Consider the following 22,149-nt stretch of genomic DNA (forward strand, 5'->3'; position numbering starts at 1 on the left):
GATGCCCAGCTTCCGCCGCCTTTTGCGCCTGTGCGCCCTATTCCTGACGCTGATCGGGCTTGTCATCGGTATCCTGCCGGCAAGCGCCCAGACGCGTATCCAGAATACCGCGACGCTGTCGTTCGACAACGCGGCCAGCGACTCTGGCGTGCGTACGATCCCGTCCAACACGGTCGCGCTCGACGTGAACCGCGCCAAGCGTCCGACGACGCTCACCTTTCGCCTGCCGCCGCCGAATTACGAGCTGACCGGCGCCAAGTGCCAGACCGCGCCATCGCTCCTGTTCACGCCGTCGCCGATCGACGCTGCGACCTATGCCGCATCGCCCTGGGTCGCCGCGGTCGACATCTACGCGGACATGATCCTCGTGCTCGACAACCAGGCCGGCAACCACGATCCCGACCTGCGCGAGACGTCGGTCATCGATGTCGACGTCGGCACGATCCACACGACGCTGACCTTGACCGAAACCGCCGTCGACAGCGGGATCTTCGCCGGCGGCATCCCCGCCAGCGCGACCGGCAAGCATCCCGAACTCGCCGCGTGCGACATTCGCAACCAGCGCGGCGCGACGATCAAGCTCAGCTTTTCCGAAGACGGCTACAGCCTCGCTTCGATGGCGGCGCTGCTGATCGACCCGGCCGGCTACACCTTCGATTCGCGGACCGGCGCGCTGATCGACGGCACGACCGTGTCGCTGGTCGACGAGACAGGCCAGCCCGCGACCGTGTTCGGGGACGACGGCGTCAGCCGCTATCCTTCCACCGTCGTCACCGGCGAAGCGGTCACCGACGCCGGCGGCCGCGTCTATCCTGGCGAGACCGGGCGCTATCGTTTCCCGCTGACGGCGCCGGGGCGCTATTTCATCAAGGTCGCGCCACCCGGTACCTATACCGCGCCCTCCACCGTCGACCGCGCCACGCTGGCAGCGCTCAAGGACCCGCAGGGCAGGCCGTTCATTCTCAACGACACGAGTTTCGGCGGCTCGCTGACGCTGTCGACACCCGAGCCGTTCTCCGCCGACATCCCTCTGGACAGCCCCGGCGCGGGCACGCTGCTGCTGACCAAAGTCGCCTCCGTGCGCGAGGCGTCGCCGGGCGATTTCGTCCAGTATCTGCTGCGGATCACCAACCGTGACTCTGTCCCGGCCCGCGGGCTCCATGTCGCCGACACGCTGCCCCGCGGCCTGCGCTACGAACGTAATTCCGCGCGCGGCGGGGACGAGCCGACCGTGTCGAGCGATGGCCGCAGCCTCGATTTCGTCATCCCGGTGCTCGCCGCCGGTGCCTCGACCGAACTGAAATACGTCGTCAGCATCGCGCCGGGCGCCCCGACCGGCGAAGCGCTCAATCGTGCGCGCGTCGCCGGGCAGGGCACCATCACCAGCAACGAAGCCGCGGCGTCCGTGCGTCTACGCCCGCTGCTGTTCACCGACGCGATGACGATCATCGGCCGCGTCACCGAAGGGAATTGCGGCGATCCCGTCGACAAGCGCAGGGGCGTGGCCGGCATTCGCCTGCTGATGGAGGACGGCACGTTCGTCGCCACCGACCGCGACGGGCTGTACCATTTCGAGGGCGTCCGCGCTGGGCGTCACGTCGTCCAGATCGACACGTCGAGCATCCCCGCGACGCACGCGCCGGTCGCCTGCGATATCGACACGCGCCAGGCGAACAGCCCGATCTCGCGCTTCGTCGAGGGCGATGGCGGGTTGCTCAAGCGTGTCGACTTCCAGCTGAAGCCGACCGGCAAGGCCAAGGCGGCGGATGCCGGCCTTCCCGTCGCGGTCGCGGATGCCGCTGTCGCTGCGGGGAGCCGCGACTGGCTGACAGGCGAACAGGCGGCCGGCATCGACTGGCTGTTCCCGAGCGCCGACCATAATCCCCGCGCGCCGATCGTCCGCGCGGTCATCAAGCACATGCCGGGTCAGCGCGTCGCGCTCACGATCAACGGCAAGCAGGTCGAGCCGCTCGCGTTCGACGGCACCGACACGCGCGATGGCACCGATATCGCGGTATCGCGCTGGACCGGTATCCCGTTGACCGACGGCGACAATCGCCTCGATGCGCGCATTCTTGCCGCCGACGGTAGCGTCGTGAAGACCCTCCAGCGCGTCGTGCATTATGCCGGCGCCGGCGTCCGTGCGGTGTTCGACGCGGCCAGCAGCCGGCTTGTCGCCGATGGCCTGACCCGCCCGCTGGTCGCGGTCCGCGTCACCGACAAGACCGGTCGCCCGGTCCGCGCCGGCACGCTCGTCCCGTTCACCGTCGACCAGCCCTATACCGCCGCGGTCGAGGCCGAGCTCGAACAGGGGCGCCAGCTTGCCGGCCGCGAACGCTCGTCCACCACCGCGCAGGTGGTCGGTGACGACGGGTTGGCCTTCATCGCCCTCCAGCCGACCACGCAGGCCGGCGCGGTTCACGTCGTCGTCTCGCTGACCGAGGATAAGGTCGTCCACGCCAACGAGGTTCGCGCCTGGCTCGCAGCGTCCGCCAAGGACTGGGTCGTGGTCGGGTTCGGCGCAGGCTCGCTTGGCTACGACATGCTCAGCAAGCGCCAATCGGGCCTGCCGCGGTCGCAGCGCAACAGCGTCGTCACCGACGGCCAGCTCGCTTTCTACGCCAAGGGTCGCGTCAAGGGCTCATGGCTGGCGACGATCGCCTATGACAGCGATCGCAAATACGATCCCGACCGCGGGCTGCTCGGCACGATCGACCCCGACCGCTATTACACCGTCTATGGCGACGGTTCGCGCCAGGGCTATGATGCGGCAACCCGCCGCAAGCTGTACCTGCGGCTCGAGCGTCGCGAATTCTATGCGCTGTTTGGCGATTTCGAGACCGGTTTCACCGACGCGCAGCTGACCCGCTACAGCCGTACGCTCAACGGCGTGAAGGCGGCGTACGAGGGCAAGCGGGTGCGCGCGACCGGGTTCGCGGCGAACACCGACACGCTGTATTCGCGCGACGAGATCCAGGGCAACGGCCTGAGCGGGCCATACCGGCTGTCGGGGCGCAACATCGTCCCGAACAGCGACAAATTGCGGCTCGAGACGCGCGACCGCTTCCGCTCCGAGCTGATCGTCTCGAGCACCGAACTGACCCGCCACATCGACTACGACATCGATACGTCGATGGGCACGGTCCGCTTCCGCCAGCCGATCCTCAGCCGCGACGGCAATTTGAACCCGATCTTCATCGTCGCGGATTACGAGGTCGAGGGCGGCAAGTCGTCGAAGCTCGCCGCCGCTGGGCGCGTTGCGACCAAGCTGGCCGATGGCCGGGTCGAGGTCGGCGTCGCGGTCATCCGCGACGAGACCGTCGGCAAGGCCACCGTGCTCGGCGCCGATATCAAGGCGCGCGTGACCGCCACCACCGAACTGCGCGGCGAGATCGCCAAGGGTGGGCGGCAGGGGCTGGGGCAGGGGCTCGCCTATCTCGCCGAGGTCGATCATCATGGGACGAAGCTCGACCTGCTCGCGTATGCACGTCAGCAGGATACCGCGTTCGGCGTTGGCCAGCAGAACCTTGTCGAAGCGGGTACGCGCAAATTCGGGCTCGATGGTCGCCTGCGGCTGACCGACCGGATCAGCCTGACGGGGGTCGCCTGGCACCAGCAGCAACTCGACAGCGCGGGGACGCGGACCGCCGCGGACGTCCGCCTCGAATATCGGCGCAACACGGGCACGATCTTCGTCGGCGGCCAGTATGCGGCGGATCGCGGCATCGACGGCAAGGACCGCGACAGCCGGCTGCTCACGCTCGGCGGCAGCCAGGCGCTGTTCGGCGACACGCTGACGGTGACCGGTCAGACGCAGTTTGCGCCCGGCGGCGACAGCGACAGTGTCGACTTCCCGGTGCGCCACCAGATCCAGCTCGCCTACCGGATCAAGCCCGGCATCCGCCTGATCGGCGGGTATGAGATCGCCAATGGCGACGGCTATGTCGCGCATACCAAGCAGTTCGGCGTCGACGTCGCGCCTTGGACCGGTGCCAAGCTGATGAGCACGCTCAACCAGCAGGCGATCGGCGAGAACGGCGCGCGGACCTATGCGCAATACGGCCTCAGCCAGTCGGTGCCGCTCGGCAAGCACTGGACGGTCGACGGCACGCTCGATGCCAGCAACACGCTGAACGGCAAGATTCCCGACGGTGCGGTGGTCAATGCGTTCCAGCCGGTCACCTCGGGCGGTTATGTCGGGCAGGACCAGACCAACGGCGATTACGCTGCGATGACGCTGGGCGCGACCTATCGCCAGGCACGCTGGTCGGTGAACGGGCGGCTCGAATACCGCAATGCCGACAGCGGCGATCGCTGGGGGATCACCACCAACTTCCTGCGCACGCTGGGGCAGGGCAAGACGCTCGCGTCGAGCATCAAGGCGTACACGATCACCGACAAGAGCGGCGCGGTCGCGACCTATGCCACCGCCGATCTGGCGCTTGCGTTCCGCCCGCTCGACAGCCGCTGGTCGGTGCTCGAACGGCTCGAGCTGCGGCATGAGAGCGCGGATGCGGGGTTCACCGACTCCAATGCCCTCGGCGTACCCGCCCATGGCGGCGGCGATCAGGTCACGTCGCGGATCATCAACAACCTCGCGGTGAACTATCGCACCGGTCCGGAAGGGCTCGGCCACGGGACCGAGGCGACGCTGTATTACGGCGCGAAATACGTCGCGGGGCGGTTCGCCGACGACACCTATGACGGGTATATCGACGTCACCGGGTTCGAGCTGCGCCAGGATATCGGTACGCGGTTCGATATCGGCGTGAGCGGATCGGCGCAGCATGCCTGGTCGCGCGGCGCCTGGTCGTGGAGCGGCGGGCCGTCGGTCGGCGTCTCGCCTGCGCAGAACACGTGGATCACCGCAGGCTATAACGTATCGGGCTACCGCGACCGCGATTTTGAGGACGACCGCTACACGCGGCAGGGGCCGTACGTGACGATGCGGTTGAAATTCGACCAAGCGACGATCGGTGGCGCAACGCGCGCGCTGTTCGGCGGGCGGGGATAATACAGGGAGAGAGACCTATGCCGACGCCGAACCAACCCGTCCCAATGCCGCTGCCGCGCGACTTTACCGATCATGGTCCGTGCGTCGAGGATCTCGCACGAGCATTCGCGATGCAGGACGCAGCGACGAGCGAGGCGTTGATCGAGACGCTGGCGACGCAGGCGATTCGCCAATGGCGGCTCGACGATGCAACGTTCTGGCAACGGGTGAAATTTCAGGCGCGGATGATCCGGGCGAAGCAGGGGTCGTGGAGTTCGCACGAGCGGCACTGACTTGCTCCCCTTCTGCAAGCGGGAGGGGTATGTTGTCCGCCTATTTCCCGTCGGTGGTCAGCTTCACCTTATTCGGGAGCTTCTTCCCCTTGGTCCGGCGCGAGGGCAGCTGGACCGGGTTCTTCTTTTTCCACTGCGCAAACGTCATCGGGCCCTCGGGCGTATCGATGATCGTGTCGTCGATCGAACTCATGCAAATTCCTCCAAGCAAGCCAACGCACACGCGCAGCAAGGGGGGCCCTCGAAGGGGGTATTTACGCTCATCAGAAAAAATGGTGCGGCCAAGAAGACTCGAACTTCCACGGGCTTTCGCCCACAACGACCTCAACGTTGCGCGTCTACCAGTTCCGCCATGGCCGCCCATGAAACATCACCGGGCGGACCCGGCATCTGGTAGGCGAGCGCCACTAGCAAGGGTTTGAACGCTACGCAACGGCCTTTGCGAAAAACCGTTCGTCCGGTACCGCAAACGATGCCCCGCTTCCTTTTTTCGACCGATACCAGAGCCGAAACGCGGCGCGTGCTCGCGCTCGCGTGGCCGGTGATGCTGACCAGCCTCAACTGGACGATCCTGCACGTCACAGACGTGATCGTCGTCGGGCTGGTCGGCGCGCACGAGGTGGCGGCGCTCGGCGCGAGCCGCTCGATGACGTTCATCGCGATCGTCACCGGGCTTGCGTGGTTGTCGGGCGTCCTCGTGCATACCGCACGTGCCGATGGGGCGGGGGACCTGCCACGTACCGGGCAGGTGCTCCGCGAAGGGCTGGTGTTGGGGTTACTGCTCGGGCTCGTCGTAGGAGTCGTCATGTTCGTCTTCGCGGACGCGATGCTCGCCGGGATCGGTGTCGCGCCTGCGCTGGTCGAGCCGGCCGGGCGGGTCGTGCGGGTGATGGCGTTCACCTATCCGCCGCAGCTGATGATCGTCGCCGCCAGCTTCTTCCTGGAGGGCGTCAGCCGACCGCGGCGTGTCGCGGTGGTGAACTTGTCGATACTGCCGCTCAATGCGGTGCTGGCCTGGGCGATGTCGGGCGGCCATCTCGGGCTGCCGCCAATGGGAGCGGTTGGCGCAGCGACGGCGACCGCGATCGCGTCGGGGCTGGGGGCGGTCGGGATGATCGCGGCGGCGTTGACCCTGCCGCGCGCGAAGGAGCGCGGAGTTCGGCGAATCGACCTCGCGGCATGGCGCGGAGTGCCGGCCGGCATCGCCGCACTCGCGGTGTTCGGAATCGTCCCCGCCGTCGCGTCCGGCCTCGAACTTGCCGGCTTCTCGATCCTGATCGCGCTGTCGACGCAGTTCGGCGACAATGTCGCGCATGCGTTCCAGATCGTGTTCTCGGTTCACAACGTCACGTTCGGGTTGGCACTCGGCCTCGGCTCCGCTTGTGGTGTCCGCGTCGGCAATGCAGTCGGTGAGGGTAATCCCAAAGCGGGCATCTCCCGCGCGTTGATCGCGACCGGGCTGTCGATGCTCGCGCTCGGCCTGTGCGGCATCGTCCTGATCGTTGCGCGCGGGCCGATCGTCGCGGCGTTTCCGGCCGACCTCGCCACGCATACTGTCGCGCTGGCGATGCTACCGGTCTGGGCGCCGTTCATCCTGTTCGACGGCGCGCAAGTGGTGCTGGTCTACGCGCTCCGCTCGCTCGGCGATCAGGTCGTCGCGGGCGTGAACAGCATCGTCGCGTATTTCGTCGTCACCGGCGGCGCGGGCTGGTGGATGGTGTACGCCGGTGTCGGCCCGATGGCGCTGGTCTACGCCTCTGGCCTTGGCATGCTGACCGCCGCGATCCTGCACGGCGGCCGCTTCTGGATCGTAAGCCGACGATTGCGGCGCTGACTCGATCCTCCCCTGACGGGGAGGGCTGACTTGATCCTCCCCGTCAGGGGAGGATCGTAGAGCTAGCGCGTCGCCTCACCCGCGAAGCTCAGTTCGAGCCGCTTCGAGTTGGGCGGCACGTTCAGCGTCGCCGAGTTGAAATCGACGGCACCGCCCGGTGCCAGCGTCCGCTGCTGCGGCGTGATCGTCCAGCTATACACCAGCCGTCCCTGCGCATCGCGGAGTTCGGCGCGGATGTCGGGGACGCGCTGGCGCTGGTCCGACGGGTTGGTCACCTGGCCGCTGACCGCGAACAGCTCCGAGCCGTTCTCCAGCTCGCGTCGCTCGATCGGATTGTCACGCAGCCGCAACGGCGTCTCTGCGCTGCCAAGCCCGAATCCCAGTTTGGCCACCACGCCCGGCGCGCCGAGATAGACGATCGATCCGACCGCGATCAGCATCAACAGCCCGGCCAGGACCGCGGCGACGGTCCACCACCGGGCCGTATTGCGCCGAGGTTTCAGCGGCGGCGTATATGGGGGCTGCTCGGCGACCGACGTATAATCCGGGACGATGAATTCGGGAGGCGCAAAGGCTGGTTCCGGCGCGATCTGGGTCGGGGTCGGGGCCGGGGGCGCAGCGGCAAACGGTGTGAACCTCTCGACCGGGTCCGGCGTCCGCATCAGCGGCGCGAGCGGCGGCGGCACGGGTGCGACCGGCGTCGCGACCGGGATTTCCAGCGCATCCTCGATCACCGGTGCGGGCGCCTGGAACCAACTATGTCGACAATTGGCGCAGCGCACGGTGCGTCCATCGCCGCCGATCGCGCTGTCGGGGACCAGATAGCGCGTGCTGCACTCGGGACATTGGAGGATCATGGAGACGCTTCACCAGCGGCCGCCGGAGCGCGACCGTTCATGTTCCGAATAAGCACGCTGCCCGTCTATGTGGCAAGCTTGAAGCGGCGCGCGCTTTCATGCGAAAGCGCCAATACGGGCATTGGCACGGGCATCAAGCGGGCGAGAGCGGGCGCAACCACGTCATGGCGAATATCGTCCAATTCGAAAATGTCGGGCTGCGATACGGCTCGGGGCCGGACGCAGGCCCCGAGACGCTGTCCGACCTCAGCTTCACGCTGCGCAGTGGTGCGTTCTATTTTCTCACCGGCGCGAGCGGTGCCGGCAAGACCTCGTTGCTGAAACTCCTGTATCTCGCGCAACGGCCGACGCGCGGCGTCATCCGGCTGTTCGGCGAGGACGCGGTGGTGTTGTCGCGCGACCGGCTGCCCGGGTTTCGGCGACGGATCGGCGTGGTGTTCCAGGATTTCCGGCTCGTCCCGCATCTGTCGACCTGGGACAATATCGCGCTGCCGTTGCGGGTCGCCGGGATGCCCGAGGCGGATATCGAGCAACCGGTGCGCGAGATGCTCACCTGGGTAGGACTCGGCGACCGCGCAGATGCACGACCGGCGACATTGTCGGGCGGCGAGCAACAGCGTGTCGCGATCGCGCGCGCGGTGATTGCGCGCCCCGAGATCCTGGTTGCGGACGAACCGACCGGCAACGTCGATCCCGACATGGCCGAGCGACTGCTGCATTTGTTCGAATCGCTCAACAAGCTGGGGACGACGGTCGTCGTCGCGACGCATGACTTCCATCTGCTGGGGCGGATACCGGGCGCGCAGATGATGCGGCTCGATCGTGGGCGGTTGCTCGATCCGACGGGCGCGCTCCGCTATCCGCCGACACGGCCCGAATGATGAGCCGCGCCACCAACGCCCGGTCTTCGGCCGAACGCCGCGTGCTTGACGAAGCAGGCGGGCTGCGTGCGATGACGTGGGTGATGGCGATCATGCTGTTCCTGACGATGCTCGCCGCCGCACTTGGCCTCGCGACCGCGGGGGCTGCGCGGCTGCTCGATCGGCAGTTGGCGGGGCGGTTGACGGTGCAGGTCGTCGATGGCGATCCGGTGCGGCGTGACGTTGCCGCTGCCCGTGTCCTTGCTGCCTTGCGGACGATGCCGGCGGTGGCGACGGCGACGCCGGTCGATCGCGCGGAGCTGACACGGTTGCTGCAACCCTGGCTTGGCTCCGACGGCGCCGATCCGCAATTGCCCGTGCCGGCGATGATCGACGTCGACCTTGCCGACCATGACGAGGCCGCCGCGTCGCGCGTTGCGGCTACGGTTCGGCGTCTGAATCCCAGTGTCCGCGTCGACCGGCACGAAAGCTGGATGTCGCCGGTCAACGACGTGATGCGCACGTTGACGTTCCTCGCGCTGGCGCTAGTTCTGCTGATGGCGAGCGCGACCGCCGCGGTGGTGGTGCTCGCCGCCCGTGCGGGGCTCCAGACGCATCGCGCCACGATCGCGGTGATGCACATGCTCGGCTCGACCGATCTTCAGGTCGCGCGGCTGTTCCAGCGGCGGATCGCACTCGATGCAACGATCGGCGGCGTGGGTGGTGGTGTCGCGGCGTTGCTGATCGTCACGTTCATCGGCATCCGGTTGCGCGGGCTCGGTTCGGACCTGCTCGGCGGGGTGACGCTTGGCGGGGTCGACTGGGTGGTGCTCGCGCTGTTGCCCGTCGCGTTCGTCGTTCTCGCCACGCTCGCCGCGCGTGTCACGATCGTCCGCGCGCTGAGGCATATCCTGTGATCGTCCGGCTGTTCGGCATCATGGCGCTCGCCTGGGCGTTCGGCTTTGCGCTGTTCATGCTGATGCTGCCCAAGCCGCTGAACGGGTTCACCTCGGATGCGATCGTCGTGCCGACCGGCGGAGCAGGGCGGATCGACCGCGGCATCGCACTGCTGCGCGATCACCAGGCGAAGCGGATGCTGGTGACGGGCGTCGCGCCGGGGGTGCGGCCGATCGATCTCGCGCTCGAATACCGGACGTCGCCCGCGCTGTTCGCGTGCTGCATCGATCTCGGCGCGGACGCGGTCGATACGCGGTCGAATGCCGAGGAGACCGCGCAGTGGGTGCGCGTGCACAAATACCGGTCGGTGCGGCTGGTGACGTCGGACTGGCATGTGGCGCGGGCACGGATGGAGCTGTCGGCGGCGCTCGACAAGAATGTCGTGATTCTCGGCGATGGCGTGCCGGGTACGCCGCGACTCGGGACCTTGGTCAACGAATATAACAAGTTGATCCTTCGCCGGATCGCGTTGTGGATTGGATATGGCGGATGATCTGGCTGCGTAACTGGGCGTTCATGCTCGTTTTCTACACGATCTCGGTACCGATCGTGGTGACCGTGCCGATCTCCGCGCTGTTCGGATCGCGCGCGGTGATCGTGCATTCGACGATCTGGACGCGCTTCCATCGCTGGTGCGCGCGGTGGATTCTGGGTGTGCATATCCGGATCGAGGGGACGCGGCCGACCGAGCAGGCGTTCTATGCGTGCAAGCACCAGGCGATGTTCGAGACGCTGGAGCTGCAGGCGTTGCTTGATGGCCCTGCGATCGTGCTGAAGCGCGAACTGGCGGATATCCCGGCCTGGGGTTGGGCGGCGCGGCGTTATGGCGCGATCGTGGTCGACCGCGAGGCGTCGGCGACGGCGATGCGCAGCATGATGCGCGAGGCGACCGCGGCGAAGGCGACCGGGCGCTCGATCCTGATCTTTCCGGAGGGGACGCGGGTATCGCCGGGCGAGCATCCGCCGCTGAAGCCGGGGTTTGCGGGGCTGTATCGTGCGCTGAAGATGCCGACGGTGCCGATCGCGTGTGACAGCGGGCTGGTGTGGCCGCGGAAGGGCCCGAAGCTGCCGGGGGTGATTACCTTCCGGTTCGGCGAGGTGGTGCCGCCGGGCCTGCCGCGTGAGGAGGCGGAGGAGCGGGTTCACGCGGCGATGAACGCGCTGGATTAAGTTCGGAAGGCTATTCCCAACAGCCGACCACCCCGGCAGAGGCCGGGGCCCAATTGGGGGACGTCGCTAATATGCGCTGCGCGTTGTTACGCTGGCCTACCCAATTGAGCCCCGGCCTGCGCCGGGGTGGTAGAAGATTTACCCGTGAGTCCGCCCGAAATCCTGCACGTCGTCGTCCTGACCCTGTTCGACGATGCTCCGCCGGATCGCCCGGGTCCGCGTGAACAGGTCGAACAGCGCGTCGCCGTCACCCCAGCGGATCGCGCGCTGGAGATGGCTCAGATCCTCCGAGAAGCGCTGGAGCATTTCCAGCACCGCCTCGCGGTTGTTTAGGAAGATGTCGCGCCACATCGTCGGGTCGGACGCCGCGATCCGCGTGAAGTCGCGGAAGCCGCCGGCGGAATATTTGATGACCTCGGACTGGGTCACTTCCTCCAAGTCGCCGGCGGTGCCGACGATCGTGTAGGCGATCAGGTGCGGCAGATGGCTGGTGACGGCGAGAACGCGGTCGTGATGCTCGGGCGCCATCGTCTCGACCTGCGCGCCGAGGCGACGCCAGAATTCGGAGACACGCTCGACCGCGACCGGGTCGGCGCCCTCGGGGGGCGTGACGATGCACCAACGGTGGCGGAATAGCGTCGCGAAGCCGGCTTCGGGGCCTGAGCGCTCGGTGCCCGCCACCGGGTGCGCGGGGATGACGGTCGCGTCGGGCAGCGCCTCTGTCAGTGCGCGGACGATCTCGGCCTTGCAGCTGCCGACGTCGCTGACGACCGCGTCGGCGGGGAGCTCGGCCGCGAACTCGCGCGCGACGTCGCCCATTATGCCCACGGGCACGCACAGGATCACGAGGTCGGCGTCGATCACCGCCGCCCCCGCCGAGTCCGCGACGTCGTCGCAGAACTGCAACCGGTCCGCGGTTTCGCGCACGCTGTCATCGGCGTCGTAGCCGGTGACGCGGACGGTCGGCATCGCCGCCTGGATCGCGCGCGCCACCGACGAGCCGATCAGTCCCAGCCCGATGATCGTGACGCGCGCGAACGGCAGCATCAGGCGGCTTCGACCAGCGCGCGCAATGCCGCGGTGACGCCGCGCGTTTCCTCTTCGGTGCCGATCGTGATGCGCAGCGCGTTGGGCAGGCCTTGGCCGGGCAGCCAGCGGACGATGTAGCCCGCCTTCATCAGCCCGTGATAGGCGGCATCGGCGGTCAGCTTGCCCTCGAACAGCACGAGCACAAAGTTCGCCTTCGATGGCACGCAGCGCAGGCCCGCATTGCCCATCTGCCCGACCTGCTCGACGAACCACCCGCGCCAGGTATCGTTATGCGCGCGCGTCGCGTCGACGAACGCGGTGTCGCCGATCGCGGCGACCGCGGCCGCTTGCCCCGCGGTGGTGACGTTGAACGGTGCGCGGATGCGGTGCATCGCGTCGATGATCGGCGCGCAGGCATAGCCCCAGCCGATCCGCTCGGCGGCCAGCCCGTGGATCTTCGAGAAGGTCCGCGTGACCAGCACGTTCGCCTCGGTCATCGCGAGTGCCAAACCCGCATCGTCCTCCTCGGGCGACAGATATTCGGCATAGGCCTGGTCGAGTACGAGCAGCACCGACTTCGGGAGCCCTGCATGCAGCCGCGCGATCTCGGCACGCGGGGTGAACGTGCCGGTCGGGTTGTTCGGGTTGGCGACGAACACGACGCGGGTACGCTCGGTAACCGCGGCGAGGATCGCGTCGACGTCGGTCGCATAGTCGCGGTCGTCGACGATCACCGGTTCCGCCCCCACCCGGCGCGTCGCGATCTCGTAGACCGCGAAACCGTAGCGGACGTGGATGATCTCGTCGCCGGGGCCCGCATAGGCGCCCGCGACCAGATGCAGGATCTCGTCCGAGCCGGTGCCGTAGATCACGCGCGCCGGGTCGAGGTCGTAATGCGCCGCCAGCGCCTCGCGCAGCGCGGTCGCGCCGGCGTCGGGATAGCGTTCCAGCGTCCGGTCGGCGGCGTCGAACGCGGCCTTCGCGGCGGGGCTGGTGCCGAGCGGGTTTTCGTTCGACGACAGCTTGATCACCGTGCGGCCATCATCGGTCGTCGAGCGACCGGGCGTGTACGGCGCGATCCCCATGATCCAGGGCTTCGGCGCGGGTGCGGGCATGATGTTTGTCATGGTCGCGGGACATAGCGGGCACGGTGCCGCGGTGGCAATGTTTGTGCGAGGTGTAGGCTAACGGCTCGTCGGACTGACTTATCCTCCCCCGCAAGGGAGAGGTGGCGCGAAGCGACGGAGGGGGAGGGCGACGCAACAGCTGTATTCCTGTCCTCCCCCTCCGTCTGGCAAGGGCCAGCCACCTCCCCCTTGCGAGGGAGGATTGAGGACGCAGCGCTGGCATGTTCGCGGGCGCTTATGGTAGCGCGCGGCATGCTCGACACGCCTGCCATCGACCCCAGCACCAGCCACGACACCGACCAGCGCTTCGGCCTCGCGCGGCGCGTCACGCTGCCAGGGCCGCTCAGGCTCGACGGCGGCGTGCTGCTGTCGCCGGTCGATATCGCGTATGAAACGTACGGTACGCTCAACGCCGATGCCTCGAACGCCGTCCTGATCTGCCACGCGCTGACCGGCGACCAGCATGTCGCCTCCCATCACCCGCGCACGGGCAAGCCTGGCTGGTGGACGCGCATGGTCGGCGAGGGCAAGCCGATCGACCCTGCGCGCCACTTCGTCGTCTGCGCGAACGTGCTGGGCAGCTGCATGGGCTCGTCGGGTCCCGCGACGATCAATCCGGCGACCGGGCGGCCCTGGGCGATGGGGTTCCCGGTCATCACGATTCGCGACATGGTACGCGCGCAGGCGATGCTGCTCGACCATCTCGGCATCGGCGTGCTCCACGCGGTGGTCGGCGGATCGATGGGTGGGATGCAGGCGCTGAGCTGGCCCGCGACCTTCCCCGACCGCGTGAAGGCGTGCGTCGTGATCGCCTCGACCGCACGGCATACCGCGCAGAACATCGCGTTTCACGAGGTCGGCCGGCAGGCGGTGATGGCCGATCCGAACTGGCGCGGGGGCGAGTATCACGACGACGACGCGCCGACCGCCGGGCTCGCGGTGGCGCGGATGGCAGCGCACATCACCTATCTGTCCGAAGCCGGGCTGACCGAGAAATTCGGGCGTCGGCTGCAAGCACGCGATGCGAAATCATTCGGGTTCGACGCGGATTTTCAGGTCGAGAGCTATCTGCGGCACCAGGGCCTCGCCTTCACTGACCGGTTCGACGCGAACTCGTATCTCTACATCACGCGGGCGATGGATTATTTCGATCTCGCTGAGGAGCATGGCGGAATGCTCGCCAACGCGTTCCGCGCGACCAAGGCGCGGTTCTGCCTCGTCAGTTTTGACACCGACTGGCTCTACCCGACCGCCGAATCCCGCGCGATCGTCCAAGCCTTGAACGCTGCGGGCGCGCCGGTGAGCTTCGTCGAGCTGTCGAGTCCCTACGGCCATGATGCGTTCCTGCTGGAGGCCCCCGATCTCAACCGGGTCGTCGACGGCTTCTTGAGGGCGGGGCGATGACGATCCTCCTTTCGGACGACGTGGACAAGCTGCAGATCGACCGCATCCATGGCTGGCTGGCGAGCAGCTATTGGTCGCCGGGGATCGAGCGGTCGCTGGTCGAACGCGCGATCGCGGGGTCGCATTGCCTCGGTGCGTATCAGGGCGAAACGCAAGTCGGGTTCGCTCGGATGATCACCGATCACGCGACATTCGCGTGGCTCGCCGACGTTTGGGTCGAGGAGTCCGTGCGCGGGCAGGGGTTGGGGCGGCGGATGGTCAGCTGGTTCCTTGATCACCCCTCGTTCGCAGGACTGCGGAGGATTGGCCTCGTCACTGCCGACGCGCACGGCGTCTATGCGGGGCTCGGCTTCCACCCGCTGGTCCGCGCCGATCGCTACATGGAACGGCTCGCCCCTGGCCTCGCCGAGCAGCTACGGACCGCACCATGACGTTACGCACCGACCTCGCCGTCATCGCCGAGAACGTCGCGCAAGGCAGCCGCGTGCTCGATATCGGCTGTGGCGACGGCGCGCTGATGGCGGCCTTGCGCGATACCCGCGAGGTCGACGCGCGCGGACTGGAGATCGACGCGCACAACGTCGCCTCGGCGGTCGCACGCGGCCTGTCAGTGATCCAGGGCGATGCGGACATCGACCTTGCGGGCTATCCCGACGCGAGCTTCGACTATGCGATCCTCAGCCAGACGCTGCAGACCGCGCGCGCGCCCGATCTCGTGCTCGATCACCTGTTGCGGATCGGCCGGCGCGCGTTCGTCAGCTTTCCCAATTTCGCGCATTGGCGGGTGCGGCTGTCGCTGCTGTGGGGTGGCCGCATGCCGGTGACGCGGCAATTGCCCGAAAGCTGGTACGACACGCCCAACATCCACCACGTCACGATCGACGATTTCCGCGCCTTCGTGAAAGCGCGCGGGATCATCGTCGAGGACGCTTGGTTCCTGTCGGGTGACAAGCGGACCGGCGCGGGCGCTGCCAATCTGCTCGCCGAGCACGCAGTCTTCCTGCTGCGGCGTTAAGGGCGGCGGTAACGGCGCCGCGATAAATGTAACACTATGTCGCCCGATATTGATGGCGATCAGTATCGGCGCGGAACCGATCGGTCGGCGACCGGTTAACACGCCGATGACCAAGACCGCCCTCATTGTCGAAGACGAGATTTTCGTCGCACTCGACCTCGAGAGAATCCTCACTGATGCCGGATACGGCGTGGCGGGGATCGCGGCCGATCGCGAGAGCGCGATCGCGGCCGCGCCGGGTTGCAGTTTTGCCTTTGTCGACATCAACCTGCGTGACGGACCGACCGGACCCGAAATCGCCAAGCGGATGGCAGCCGAGTACGGCGTCAAAGTCGTGTTCGTCACCGCCAATCCCGCTCAGATCGGCGATGCTGAATGCCTTGGCTGCATCCGCAAACCGTTCAGCGACGCAGCAATCCTGGCGGCCGCCGCGCTCGCCTGTGACGAGCAACCGGTCATCCACGACGATATCATCCGCATTCGTTAACGGCTGAAGGCGGCTTTCGGGATATCCACGGCCACGGTCAGGCCCGCGCTATTCCATGTGCGCTCGATCTTGCCGCCGAGCTGACGCACTGCGCTCATTTCGATGAGCTGCGTACCAAAACCCGAAGGTGTGGTCGGTTCGGTCACGGCCGGGCCACCTTCCTCGCTCCATGTCAGCGTCACCGTGTCGCCTATCGCCGCCACGATGATCTGCACGGTGCCCATTTCGGTCGCGAGCCCGCCATATTTGGTCGCGTTGGTCGCCAGCTCGTGGAACAGCAGCGCGAGTGGCGTAGCCGATCGATCGTCGATCGTCACGTCGTCGCCCGATACGATCACGCGCATGCCGTCGACGCGTTGATACGGCTCGAACAGCTCCTGCAACAACCCATGAAGGCTATTCTGCGCCGCCGATGGTCGCGAGTTCGCGCTGTGGGGCCGGACGAAGTCGTGCGCGCGGCCCAGCGCGGTAATGCGGTGGCGCAGGTCGGTCGCGATCCCGGCGAACTCCGGTTTGCCGCGTGCTGCGAAGGCGATCAGCCCTGCGATCACCGCGAAGATGTTCTTGATGCGGTGACTCAGCTCCTGGCTGATGATCTCGCGCTCTTCGTAGGCCAGCTTCTGTTCGTGGATGTCGGTGCAGGTCCCGAACCAGCGCTGGATCGCGCCGTTTTCGTCGCGCACCGGTAGCGCTCGACCAAGCACCCAGCGGTAGGTGCCGTCGAAATGCCGGAGTCGGTATTCGATGTTGTACGGCTCGCCGGTGTCGAGCGACTGGCGCCAGACGGCCCAGGCGCGGTCCTGATCGTCTGGGTGGAACATGTCGTTCCAGCCTTCGCCGTCGGTTGTTCCGACGGGCGTGCCGGTAAATTCGTACCAGCGCGCGTTGAAATAGTCGTGGAAGCCGTCGGGGAGCGTCGACCACACCATCTGCGGCATGGTGTCGGCGAGCGTCCGGAACCGCAGGTCGCTCGCCTCGAGCGTCCGCCGCGCCTCGGCTTCGGCAAACGCCTGTTCGCGCGCGGTACGGCGGTCGTCGAGCCGCCCCATCGCCGCCTTGGCGAGCAGAGTCAGGCCGTCGCGCTGGAACCGGGTCAGCCCCTCGCGCGGATCGGGCGCCAGCACGCACAGCGCACCGAGTGGTACGCCTTCGCTCGAGACCAGCGGCGCACCCGCGTAAAACCGCACATAGGGTTCGCCCGTCACCAGCGCATTGTCGGTAAAGCGAGGGTCCGTGCGCGCGTCGGGCACCTCCATGACTTCATGATGGTGCATCGCGTGCGCACAGAACGACATGCTGCGCGGCGTCTGTTCGAGATCGGTGCCGGTGCGCGAGAGGAACCGCTGATATTCCTCCTCGACCAGGCTCAGCAAGGCGACCGGCGCGTCGCACAATTCGGCCGCGAACGACACGATGTCGTCCAACTGGCCTTTCGCGCGCGCACCGGCAACGTCGTAGGCCGAGATCACGCGGGAGCGCTCGGCCTCGTCGAACGTGGCGGTCGTAGGAACGGAATACAGCGTCGTCATTGAGCTTAGAACGGCACGTCGTCGTCGAGATCGTCGGAGAAGCCGCCGGTCTGGCCGAAGCTGCCACCGCGTGCCCCGCCGCCGCTACCGCCACCCGAAGGCGCACTGCCGCCACGACCGCCGCCGCCGTAACCACCGCCAGACGAACCACCGCCGAAGTCGTTGCCGCCACCGCCGCCTGCCCAGTCGTCGCCACCGCCGCGGCTACCGCCGCCGCCGCCTGCACCACCGCCTGCGCCGCCATTCGGACCGTCGAGCATCGTCAGGACGCTGTTGAAGCCCTGCAACACGATCTCGGTCGAATATTTGTCCTGGCCCTGCGCGTCCTGCCACTTCCGGGTCTGGAGCGCGCCCTCGATATAAACCTTCGAGCCCTTGCGGAGGTACTTCTCCGCGACGTTCGCGAGACCCTCGTTGAAGATCGCGACCGAATGCCATTCGGTCTTTTCCTTGCGCTCGCCCGACATCTTGTCCTTCCAGGACTCCGACGTCGCGATGCGCAGGTTGACGACCTTGCCGCCGTTCTGGAACGCCTTGCTCTCTGGGTCGCGACCCAGATTGCCGACGATGATGACCTTGTTGACGCTGCCTGCCATGATGCCCCTCAGAGGCCGGCGAACACCGCCAGCCAGTATGTAATGCCAGCCATGATGTAGGCGGCGGCGAACAAATAGCCAACCATGAAGGCGGGCCATTTCCACCCATTGGTCTCGCGACGGGTGACGGCGATCGTCGAAATGCACTGCGGCGCGAACACGAACCACATCAGGAAGGCGAGCGCGGTCGGCAGGCTCCAGCGGCCGCGCAGGTTCTCGACCATCGCCTTGCCGCCCTGGTTGCTCTCGGGATCGTCGATCGCATAGACGGTGCCGATCGCCGCGACCGCGACTTCGCGTGCGGCCATCGCCGGGATCAGCGCGAGGACGATGTCGCGGTTGAAGCCGATCGGCGCGAAGATCGGCGCGATGCCGTTCGCAATGCGCCCGGCGACCGAATAATCGACCGCCGAGATCTTCGGCGCACCGGCGGGCTGTTCGGGTGGCTTGGGGAAGCTCAGCAGCACCCACAGGATGATCGTCGAGGTCAGGATGATCCCGCCGGCGCGCTTCAGGAAGATCTGCGCGCGGCTCCACAGGCCGATGGCGACGTCGCGCCACTGCGGCCACTGGTATTTGGGCATCTCCATCATGAAGCCCGACGACACGCCCTTGGTCACCGTCCGGCGCAGCACCAGCGCGGCGACGAACGCGCCGACGATGCCCATCACGTACAGGCCAAGCATCACCAGCCCCTGCAACCCGACGAACGGCAGCACCTGCGTGTTAGGAATGAACGCGCCGATGATCAGCGTGTAGACCGGCAGGCGCGCCGAGCACGTCATCAGGGGCGCGATCAGGATCGTGGTCAGCCGGTCCTTCTCGTCGTCGATCGTCCGCGTCGCCATGATGCCCGGAATCGCGCAGGCGAAACTCGACAGCAGCGGAATGAACGCGCGGCCGGAGAGCCCGACGCTCGCCATCACCCGGTCCATCAGGAACGCCGCGCGGACCATGTAGCCGCTGGCTTCGAGGACGAGGATGAAGAGGAACAGGATCAGGATCTGCGGCAGGAACACGATCACCGCGCCGACGCCTTTGATCACGCCGTCGACCAATAGCGAGCGGAGCAGCGAATCGGGCATTTCGGCGGTCAGGAAGCCTTGCAACGCGGTGAAGCCCGCATCGATCGCGTCCATGAACGGCTGCGCCCAACTGAACACCGCCTGGAACATCAGGAACATGATCGCGAGCAGCAGGATCGGCCCGGCGACGGGATGCAGCGCGACCGCGTCGAGCATGTGCGTCCAGCGACGGACCTGCGTCTCGGATACGGTCGCCGACGTGGCGATCGCGCGCGCGCGGCGCTGGAGCGTGACGATGTCGTCCTGGACGCTGCCGTCCGATTTACGGAGGCGCATCGGGCCGTTGATTACGATGCCCGAGAGCGCCGCCTTCAACTCGTCGAGGCCACGCTTGCGCACCGCGACGGTCGGGATCACCGGCACGCCGAGTTCGCGTTCGAGCACTTTCGGGTCCAGCTTCAGCCCGTCGCGCTCCGCCAGATCGACCATGTTGAGCGCGATCACGACCGGCAGGCCGAGCGCGATCAGCTGGAGCGTGAAGCGGAGGTGGTTGTCGAGATTGGCGGCATCGACGACGACGACCAGCGCGTCGGGCAGGCGCTCGCCGTCCTGCGTGCCGGTGACGACGTCGCGCGTGACGCGCTCGTCGGGGGAGGATGGCTCGAGGCTGTACGCACCGGGCAGGTCGACCAGTTCTACGGGCCGCCCGTCGTCGAGCATCAGCCGCCCGACCTTCCGCTCGACCGTGACGCCGGGATAATTGCCGACCTTCTGGCGCGCACCCGTGAGCGCGTTGAACAGCGCGCTCTTGCCGGCATTGGGATTGCCGACCAGCGCAACCAGCGGTGCTGCGTTCATTTTATGGGATTATTCAGCCGCGGCAGGCATTGGCGAGACGTGGATCGCACCAGCAACCGCACGACGGAGCGCGACGGTCATGCGGCCGATCCGGCAGGCGATCGGTCCCTGACCGAGCGTCGCGCGGTGCAGCACCTCGACATCGACACCCTCGTCGAAGCCGAGTTCGCGCAGGCGACGCGCTTCGGGACCGGCAAGCCGCGCCCACTCGATTGCCGCAACAATAGCGTGCTGCTTGCGCGGCAGGGTTTCGAGGCTGACGGAACGATCGGGGCGAGTGTCCATGATGCGAGTGATTATCAGTAACGCCGTGGGAAGGGAAGCCCTAACCGCCGCGGGTCACGACCGTCTCGACGTCCCGTCATCCTGACGAAAGTCAGGACCCAGAGCCAAACAGGACGGCGTTCGTGGCTCTGGGTCCTGGGTCGAGCCCAGGATGACGGGATAGGGTACCGCCCTCAGGCCGTCGGATAGCGCAGCCGACCAACGAATCGCGACAGGCTGAAGCTGTGCTCGGTGCGCTTGAGGAAGCCGGCCTTGGCCTTTTCGAACTGCATGATCCCGTCGATCCGGCGACCGAGGAACGCGCGCGTTTCGGCCAGCCCTTCGCTCTCGTCGTCGAGGAACACCGTGATCGTGGATGCGTACACGCCGAGAAGGATCATCCGCTTGGTATAGTAATTATAATCCGTCGAGACGTCTCCGGCCGTCCGCCAGATCGTGTCCACCGTCCGCCAGCCGAGCCGCGTCGCCTTTGCCAGGTTCTGCGGGAGCGCGAGGATCGCCACCGCACGGCGCAGCGATTCGCGATCGATCGACGTCGCATCGAGTCGCGCCTCGACCAATGCAGTGATCTTCTCGCGGATCTTCATCAATGCGAGCCGTTCGGGGGGCACCGCGGTCAGCATCACGCCGTCGATATGCGCGAACCAGGCGTCGATCATGTCGACCGGGCCGTCCTTGAACGCCAGCGCGGCGACGTCGGTGTCTACGCCTTCCGCTTGGGCGGCCATGTCGCGCGCGGCGTCGCTCCAACCGTCGAAGGCCGCGTTGGCGGCGATGCCGGGCGCCAGCAGGGCGCGGATTTCATCGAGCGTAAGGTCCTGGGTCATACCGTCTCCTGCCGTCCAAAATCAGGCGTATCAAGCGCGTCTTCAAGAGGTAATTCGGGGGGAGGGCCCTGACGAACGAGCACCAGTGCGACCGCGACCATCACGACGCCGACCAGATCCGCCGCGCCGAGCCGCTCGCCATATATTAGCCAGCCGACCAGCCCCGCCACCACCGGCTGGATCAGCAGCGCGATCCCGATCACCAGCGGCGTGAAACGGCCAAGCGCATAGATCATCAGCCCCTGCCCGAGCACCTGGCTGCACAAAGCGAGCCCGATCAGCGGCTCCCAGTGCGTCGGCAGCACGCGTTCGCCCATCGCCAGCGCGAACACCAGCAGCGGCACGATGCCCGCCAGCGTCGACAAGGTCAGCGCGGAAACCGGGGCGAGCGTCGCCCGGGCGCGCGCCATCAGGATGAAATAGACGGTGTAGAGCAGCCCCGCGAGCAGGCAGAACAGATCGCCCGCGAGGTTCTTCGCATCGAGCTGGTACGACCGCCCGAGCAGCAATGCGCCGCCTGCCGCCGCCAGCGCCAGCGCGAACCCTTGCGTCCGCGTCGGCCATCTTCGTACGATCAGGAAGCCGTAGATCGGAAAGATCAGCGTCGCGACGTTGCCGAACAGCGTCGCGTTGGCGAGCGTCGTCCGCAGGATCCCGAGGTGCCAGGTACCGAGATCGGCCGCGAAGCAAACCCCGCCCGCGAGCAGCCCGGCCCATAATTTCCACCCGAGCCGCCTGGGTCGCGCGCCCTGCTGGACCGCGAGGACGACCAGGAACGGCACCGCGAGCGTCAGCCGCCAGAACCCCGCCGCCACCGGTCCGACCTCGGTCGCGCGGACGAACCACGGCCCGAATGCGAGTGCGACGTTCGCCACCACCAGCGCCGCGAACGCGATCAGGCCCGGCGCAGCGACACTGTTCGCCTCCGTCGTCAAACCGCGCGGCGTATCGGGCGCGCTAGATAATCTTTGCGGGTCGGGGCGATGCATGCCGCGCTGTAGCC

Annotated in this window: 21 protein-coding genes and 1 tRNA gene; 11 read left to right on the top strand and 11 right to left on the bottom strand. The window is 67.1% G+C overall.

Going from position 1 to position 22,149, the window contains the following annotated elements; all coding sequences use genetic code 11:
• Position 1: 1 nt before the first annotated feature.
• A complete protein-coding gene (locus C8J40_RS12895) occupies positions 2-5,014 on the top strand; it encodes a DUF11 domain-containing protein (protein ID WP_132897362.1) in 5,013 nt (1,670 codons plus the stop codon).
• 17 nt (positions 5,015-5,031) lie between these two features.
• Positions 5,032-5,286 carry a hypothetical protein gene (locus tag C8J40_RS12900; protein ID WP_132897363.1) on the top strand — a complete coding sequence of 85 codons (255 nt, stop codon included), beginning with the start codon at positions 5,032-5,034 and terminating at the stop codon, positions 5,284-5,286.
• 40 nt (positions 5,287-5,326) lie between these two features.
• Here C8J40_RS12900 and C8J40_RS20360 read toward each other — a convergent pair whose 3' ends face one another.
• Positions 5,327-5,479, bottom strand: a complete 153-nt coding sequence (locus tag C8J40_RS20360; RefSeq protein WP_165911452.1) for a hypothetical protein — start codon at positions 5,477-5,479, stop codon at positions 5,327-5,329.
• Positions 5,480-5,559: 80 nt separating this feature from the next.
• Positions 5,560-5,646: transfer RNA gene (locus C8J40_RS12905), tRNA-Leu, on the bottom strand.
• Between the two features lie 112 nt (positions 5,647-5,758).
• On the opposite strand from C8J40_RS12905, the gene C8J40_RS12910 reads away from it, so the two are divergent.
• Positions 5,759-7,120, top strand: a complete 1,362-nt coding sequence (locus C8J40_RS12910; protein ID WP_243693370.1) for an MATE family efflux transporter — start codon at positions 5,759-5,761, stop codon at positions 7,118-7,120.
• Positions 7,121-7,182: 62 nt separating this feature from the next.
• On the opposite strand, the gene C8J40_RS12915 is transcribed toward C8J40_RS12910, so the two are convergent.
• Positions 7,183-7,977 carry an MJ0042-type zinc finger domain-containing protein gene (locus C8J40_RS12915; protein ID WP_132897364.1) on the bottom strand — a complete coding sequence of 265 codons (795 nt, stop codon included), beginning with the start codon at positions 7,975-7,977 and terminating at the stop codon, positions 7,183-7,185.
• Between the two features lie 164 nt (positions 7,978-8,141).
• Here C8J40_RS12915 and ftsE point away from each other — a divergent pair, with 164 nt between their 5' ends.
• The 4 genes from ftsE to C8J40_RS12935 are packed head-to-tail and all read left to right on the top strand — an operon-like array spanning position 8,142 to position 10,964.
• Entirely contained in the window at positions 8,142-8,858 is a 717-nt protein-coding gene (gene ftsE, locus C8J40_RS12920; protein WP_132897547.1) for a cell division ATP-binding protein FtsE, read from the top strand.
• Positions 8,855-9,754 (top strand): permease, encoded by a 900-nt coding sequence (locus C8J40_RS12925; RefSeq protein ID WP_347812467.1) that lies wholly within the window; start codon positions 8,855-8,857, stop codon positions 9,752-9,754. The genes ftsE and C8J40_RS12925 overlap by 4 nt, the downstream gene beginning before the upstream one ends.
• Positions 9,751-10,287: a YdcF family protein gene (locus C8J40_RS12930; protein WP_132897366.1), complete on the top strand. Its 537-nt coding sequence runs from the start codon at positions 9,751-9,753 to the stop codon at positions 10,285-10,287. Before C8J40_RS12925 ends, C8J40_RS12930 begins: the two co-directional genes overlap by 4 nt.
• Complete coding sequence (locus C8J40_RS12935; RefSeq protein WP_132897367.1) at positions 10,284-10,964, top strand: 1-acyl-sn-glycerol-3-phosphate acyltransferase; 681 nt, start codon at positions 10,284-10,286, stop codon at positions 10,962-10,964. Before C8J40_RS12930 ends, C8J40_RS12935 begins: the two co-directional genes overlap by 4 nt.
• A 138-nt stretch (positions 10,965-11,102) precedes the next feature.
• Here C8J40_RS12935 and C8J40_RS12940 read toward each other — a convergent pair whose 3' ends face one another.
• Both C8J40_RS12940 and hisC read right to left on the bottom strand, forming a co-directional pair.
• Positions 11,103-12,011 carry a prephenate/arogenate dehydrogenase family protein gene (locus C8J40_RS12940; RefSeq protein ID WP_132897368.1) on the bottom strand — a complete coding sequence of 303 codons (909 nt, stop codon included), beginning with the start codon at positions 12,009-12,011 and terminating at the stop codon, positions 11,103-11,105.
• Positions 12,011-13,120, bottom strand: a complete 1,110-nt coding sequence (gene hisC, locus C8J40_RS12945) for a histidinol-phosphate transaminase (RefSeq protein ID WP_243693371.1) — start codon at positions 13,118-13,120, stop codon at positions 12,011-12,013. Before hisC ends, C8J40_RS12940 begins: the two co-directional genes overlap by 1 nt.
• Positions 13,121-13,372: 252 nt before the next feature.
• Here hisC and C8J40_RS12950 point away from each other — a divergent pair, with 252 nt between their 5' ends.
• The 4 genes from C8J40_RS12950 to C8J40_RS12965 all read left to right on the top strand — a co-directional run bounded on the left by C8J40_RS12950 (position 13,373) and on the right by C8J40_RS12965 (position 16,026).
• Positions 13,373-14,524, top strand: coding sequence for a homoserine O-acetyltransferase (locus tag C8J40_RS12950; protein WP_132897369.1), 1,152 nt, complete (start codon positions 13,373-13,375; stop codon positions 14,522-14,524).
• Complete coding sequence (locus tag C8J40_RS12955; RefSeq protein ID WP_132734997.1) at positions 14,521-14,955, top strand: GNAT family N-acetyltransferase; 435 nt, start codon at positions 14,521-14,523, stop codon at positions 14,953-14,955. Before C8J40_RS12950 ends, C8J40_RS12955 begins: the two co-directional genes overlap by 4 nt.
• Positions 14,952-15,539 carry a methionine biosynthesis protein MetW gene (metW, locus tag C8J40_RS12960; RefSeq protein WP_132897370.1) on the top strand — a complete coding sequence of 196 codons (588 nt, stop codon included), beginning with the start codon at positions 14,952-14,954 and terminating at the stop codon, positions 15,537-15,539. The genes C8J40_RS12955 and metW overlap by 4 nt, the downstream gene beginning before the upstream one ends.
• 106 nt (positions 15,540-15,645) lie before the next feature.
• Positions 15,646-16,026: a response regulator gene (locus C8J40_RS12965; protein ID WP_132897371.1), complete on the top strand. Its 381-nt coding sequence runs from the start codon at positions 15,646-15,648 to the stop codon at positions 16,024-16,026.
• Here the strand turns inward: C8J40_RS12965 and C8J40_RS12970 are convergent.
• From C8J40_RS12970 to C8J40_RS12995, 6 genes are all read right to left on the bottom strand, one after another.
• Entirely contained in the window at positions 16,023-17,555 is a 1,533-nt protein-coding gene (locus C8J40_RS12970; protein WP_132897372.1) for a PAS domain-containing protein, read from the bottom strand. The two genes, C8J40_RS12965 and C8J40_RS12970, sit on opposite strands and share 4 nt — an antisense overlap.
• Positions 17,556-17,560: 5 nt before the next feature.
• A complete protein-coding gene (gene ssb, locus C8J40_RS12975; protein WP_132897373.1) occupies positions 17,561-18,151 on the bottom strand; it encodes a single-stranded DNA-binding protein in 591 nt (196 codons plus the stop codon).
• 8 nt (positions 18,152-18,159) lie between these two features.
• Positions 18,160-20,034 carry a ferrous iron transport protein B gene (gene feoB, locus C8J40_RS12980; protein ID WP_132897374.1) on the bottom strand — a complete coding sequence of 625 codons (1,875 nt, stop codon included), beginning with the start codon at positions 20,032-20,034 and terminating at the stop codon, positions 18,160-18,162.
• Positions 20,035-20,043: 9 nt separating this feature from the next.
• Complete coding sequence (locus tag C8J40_RS12985; protein ID WP_060526089.1) at positions 20,044-20,319, bottom strand: FeoA family protein; 276 nt, start codon at positions 20,317-20,319, stop codon at positions 20,044-20,046.
• Positions 20,320-20,492: 173 nt separating this feature from the next.
• Positions 20,493-21,146, bottom strand: a complete 654-nt coding sequence (locus C8J40_RS12990) for a COQ9 family protein (protein WP_132897375.1) — start codon at positions 21,144-21,146, stop codon at positions 20,493-20,495.
• Complete coding sequence (locus C8J40_RS12995) at positions 21,143-22,135, bottom strand: DMT family transporter (RefSeq protein WP_132897376.1); 993 nt, start codon at positions 22,133-22,135, stop codon at positions 21,143-21,145. Before C8J40_RS12995 ends, C8J40_RS12990 begins: the two co-directional genes overlap by 4 nt.
• Positions 22,136-22,149: the final 14 nt, after the last annotated feature.

This window comes from Sphingomonas sp. PP-CC-3A-396 (genome assembly GCF_004343105.1).
Lineage (GTDB): Bacteria > Pseudomonadota > Alphaproteobacteria > Sphingomonadales > Sphingomonadaceae > Sphingomonas.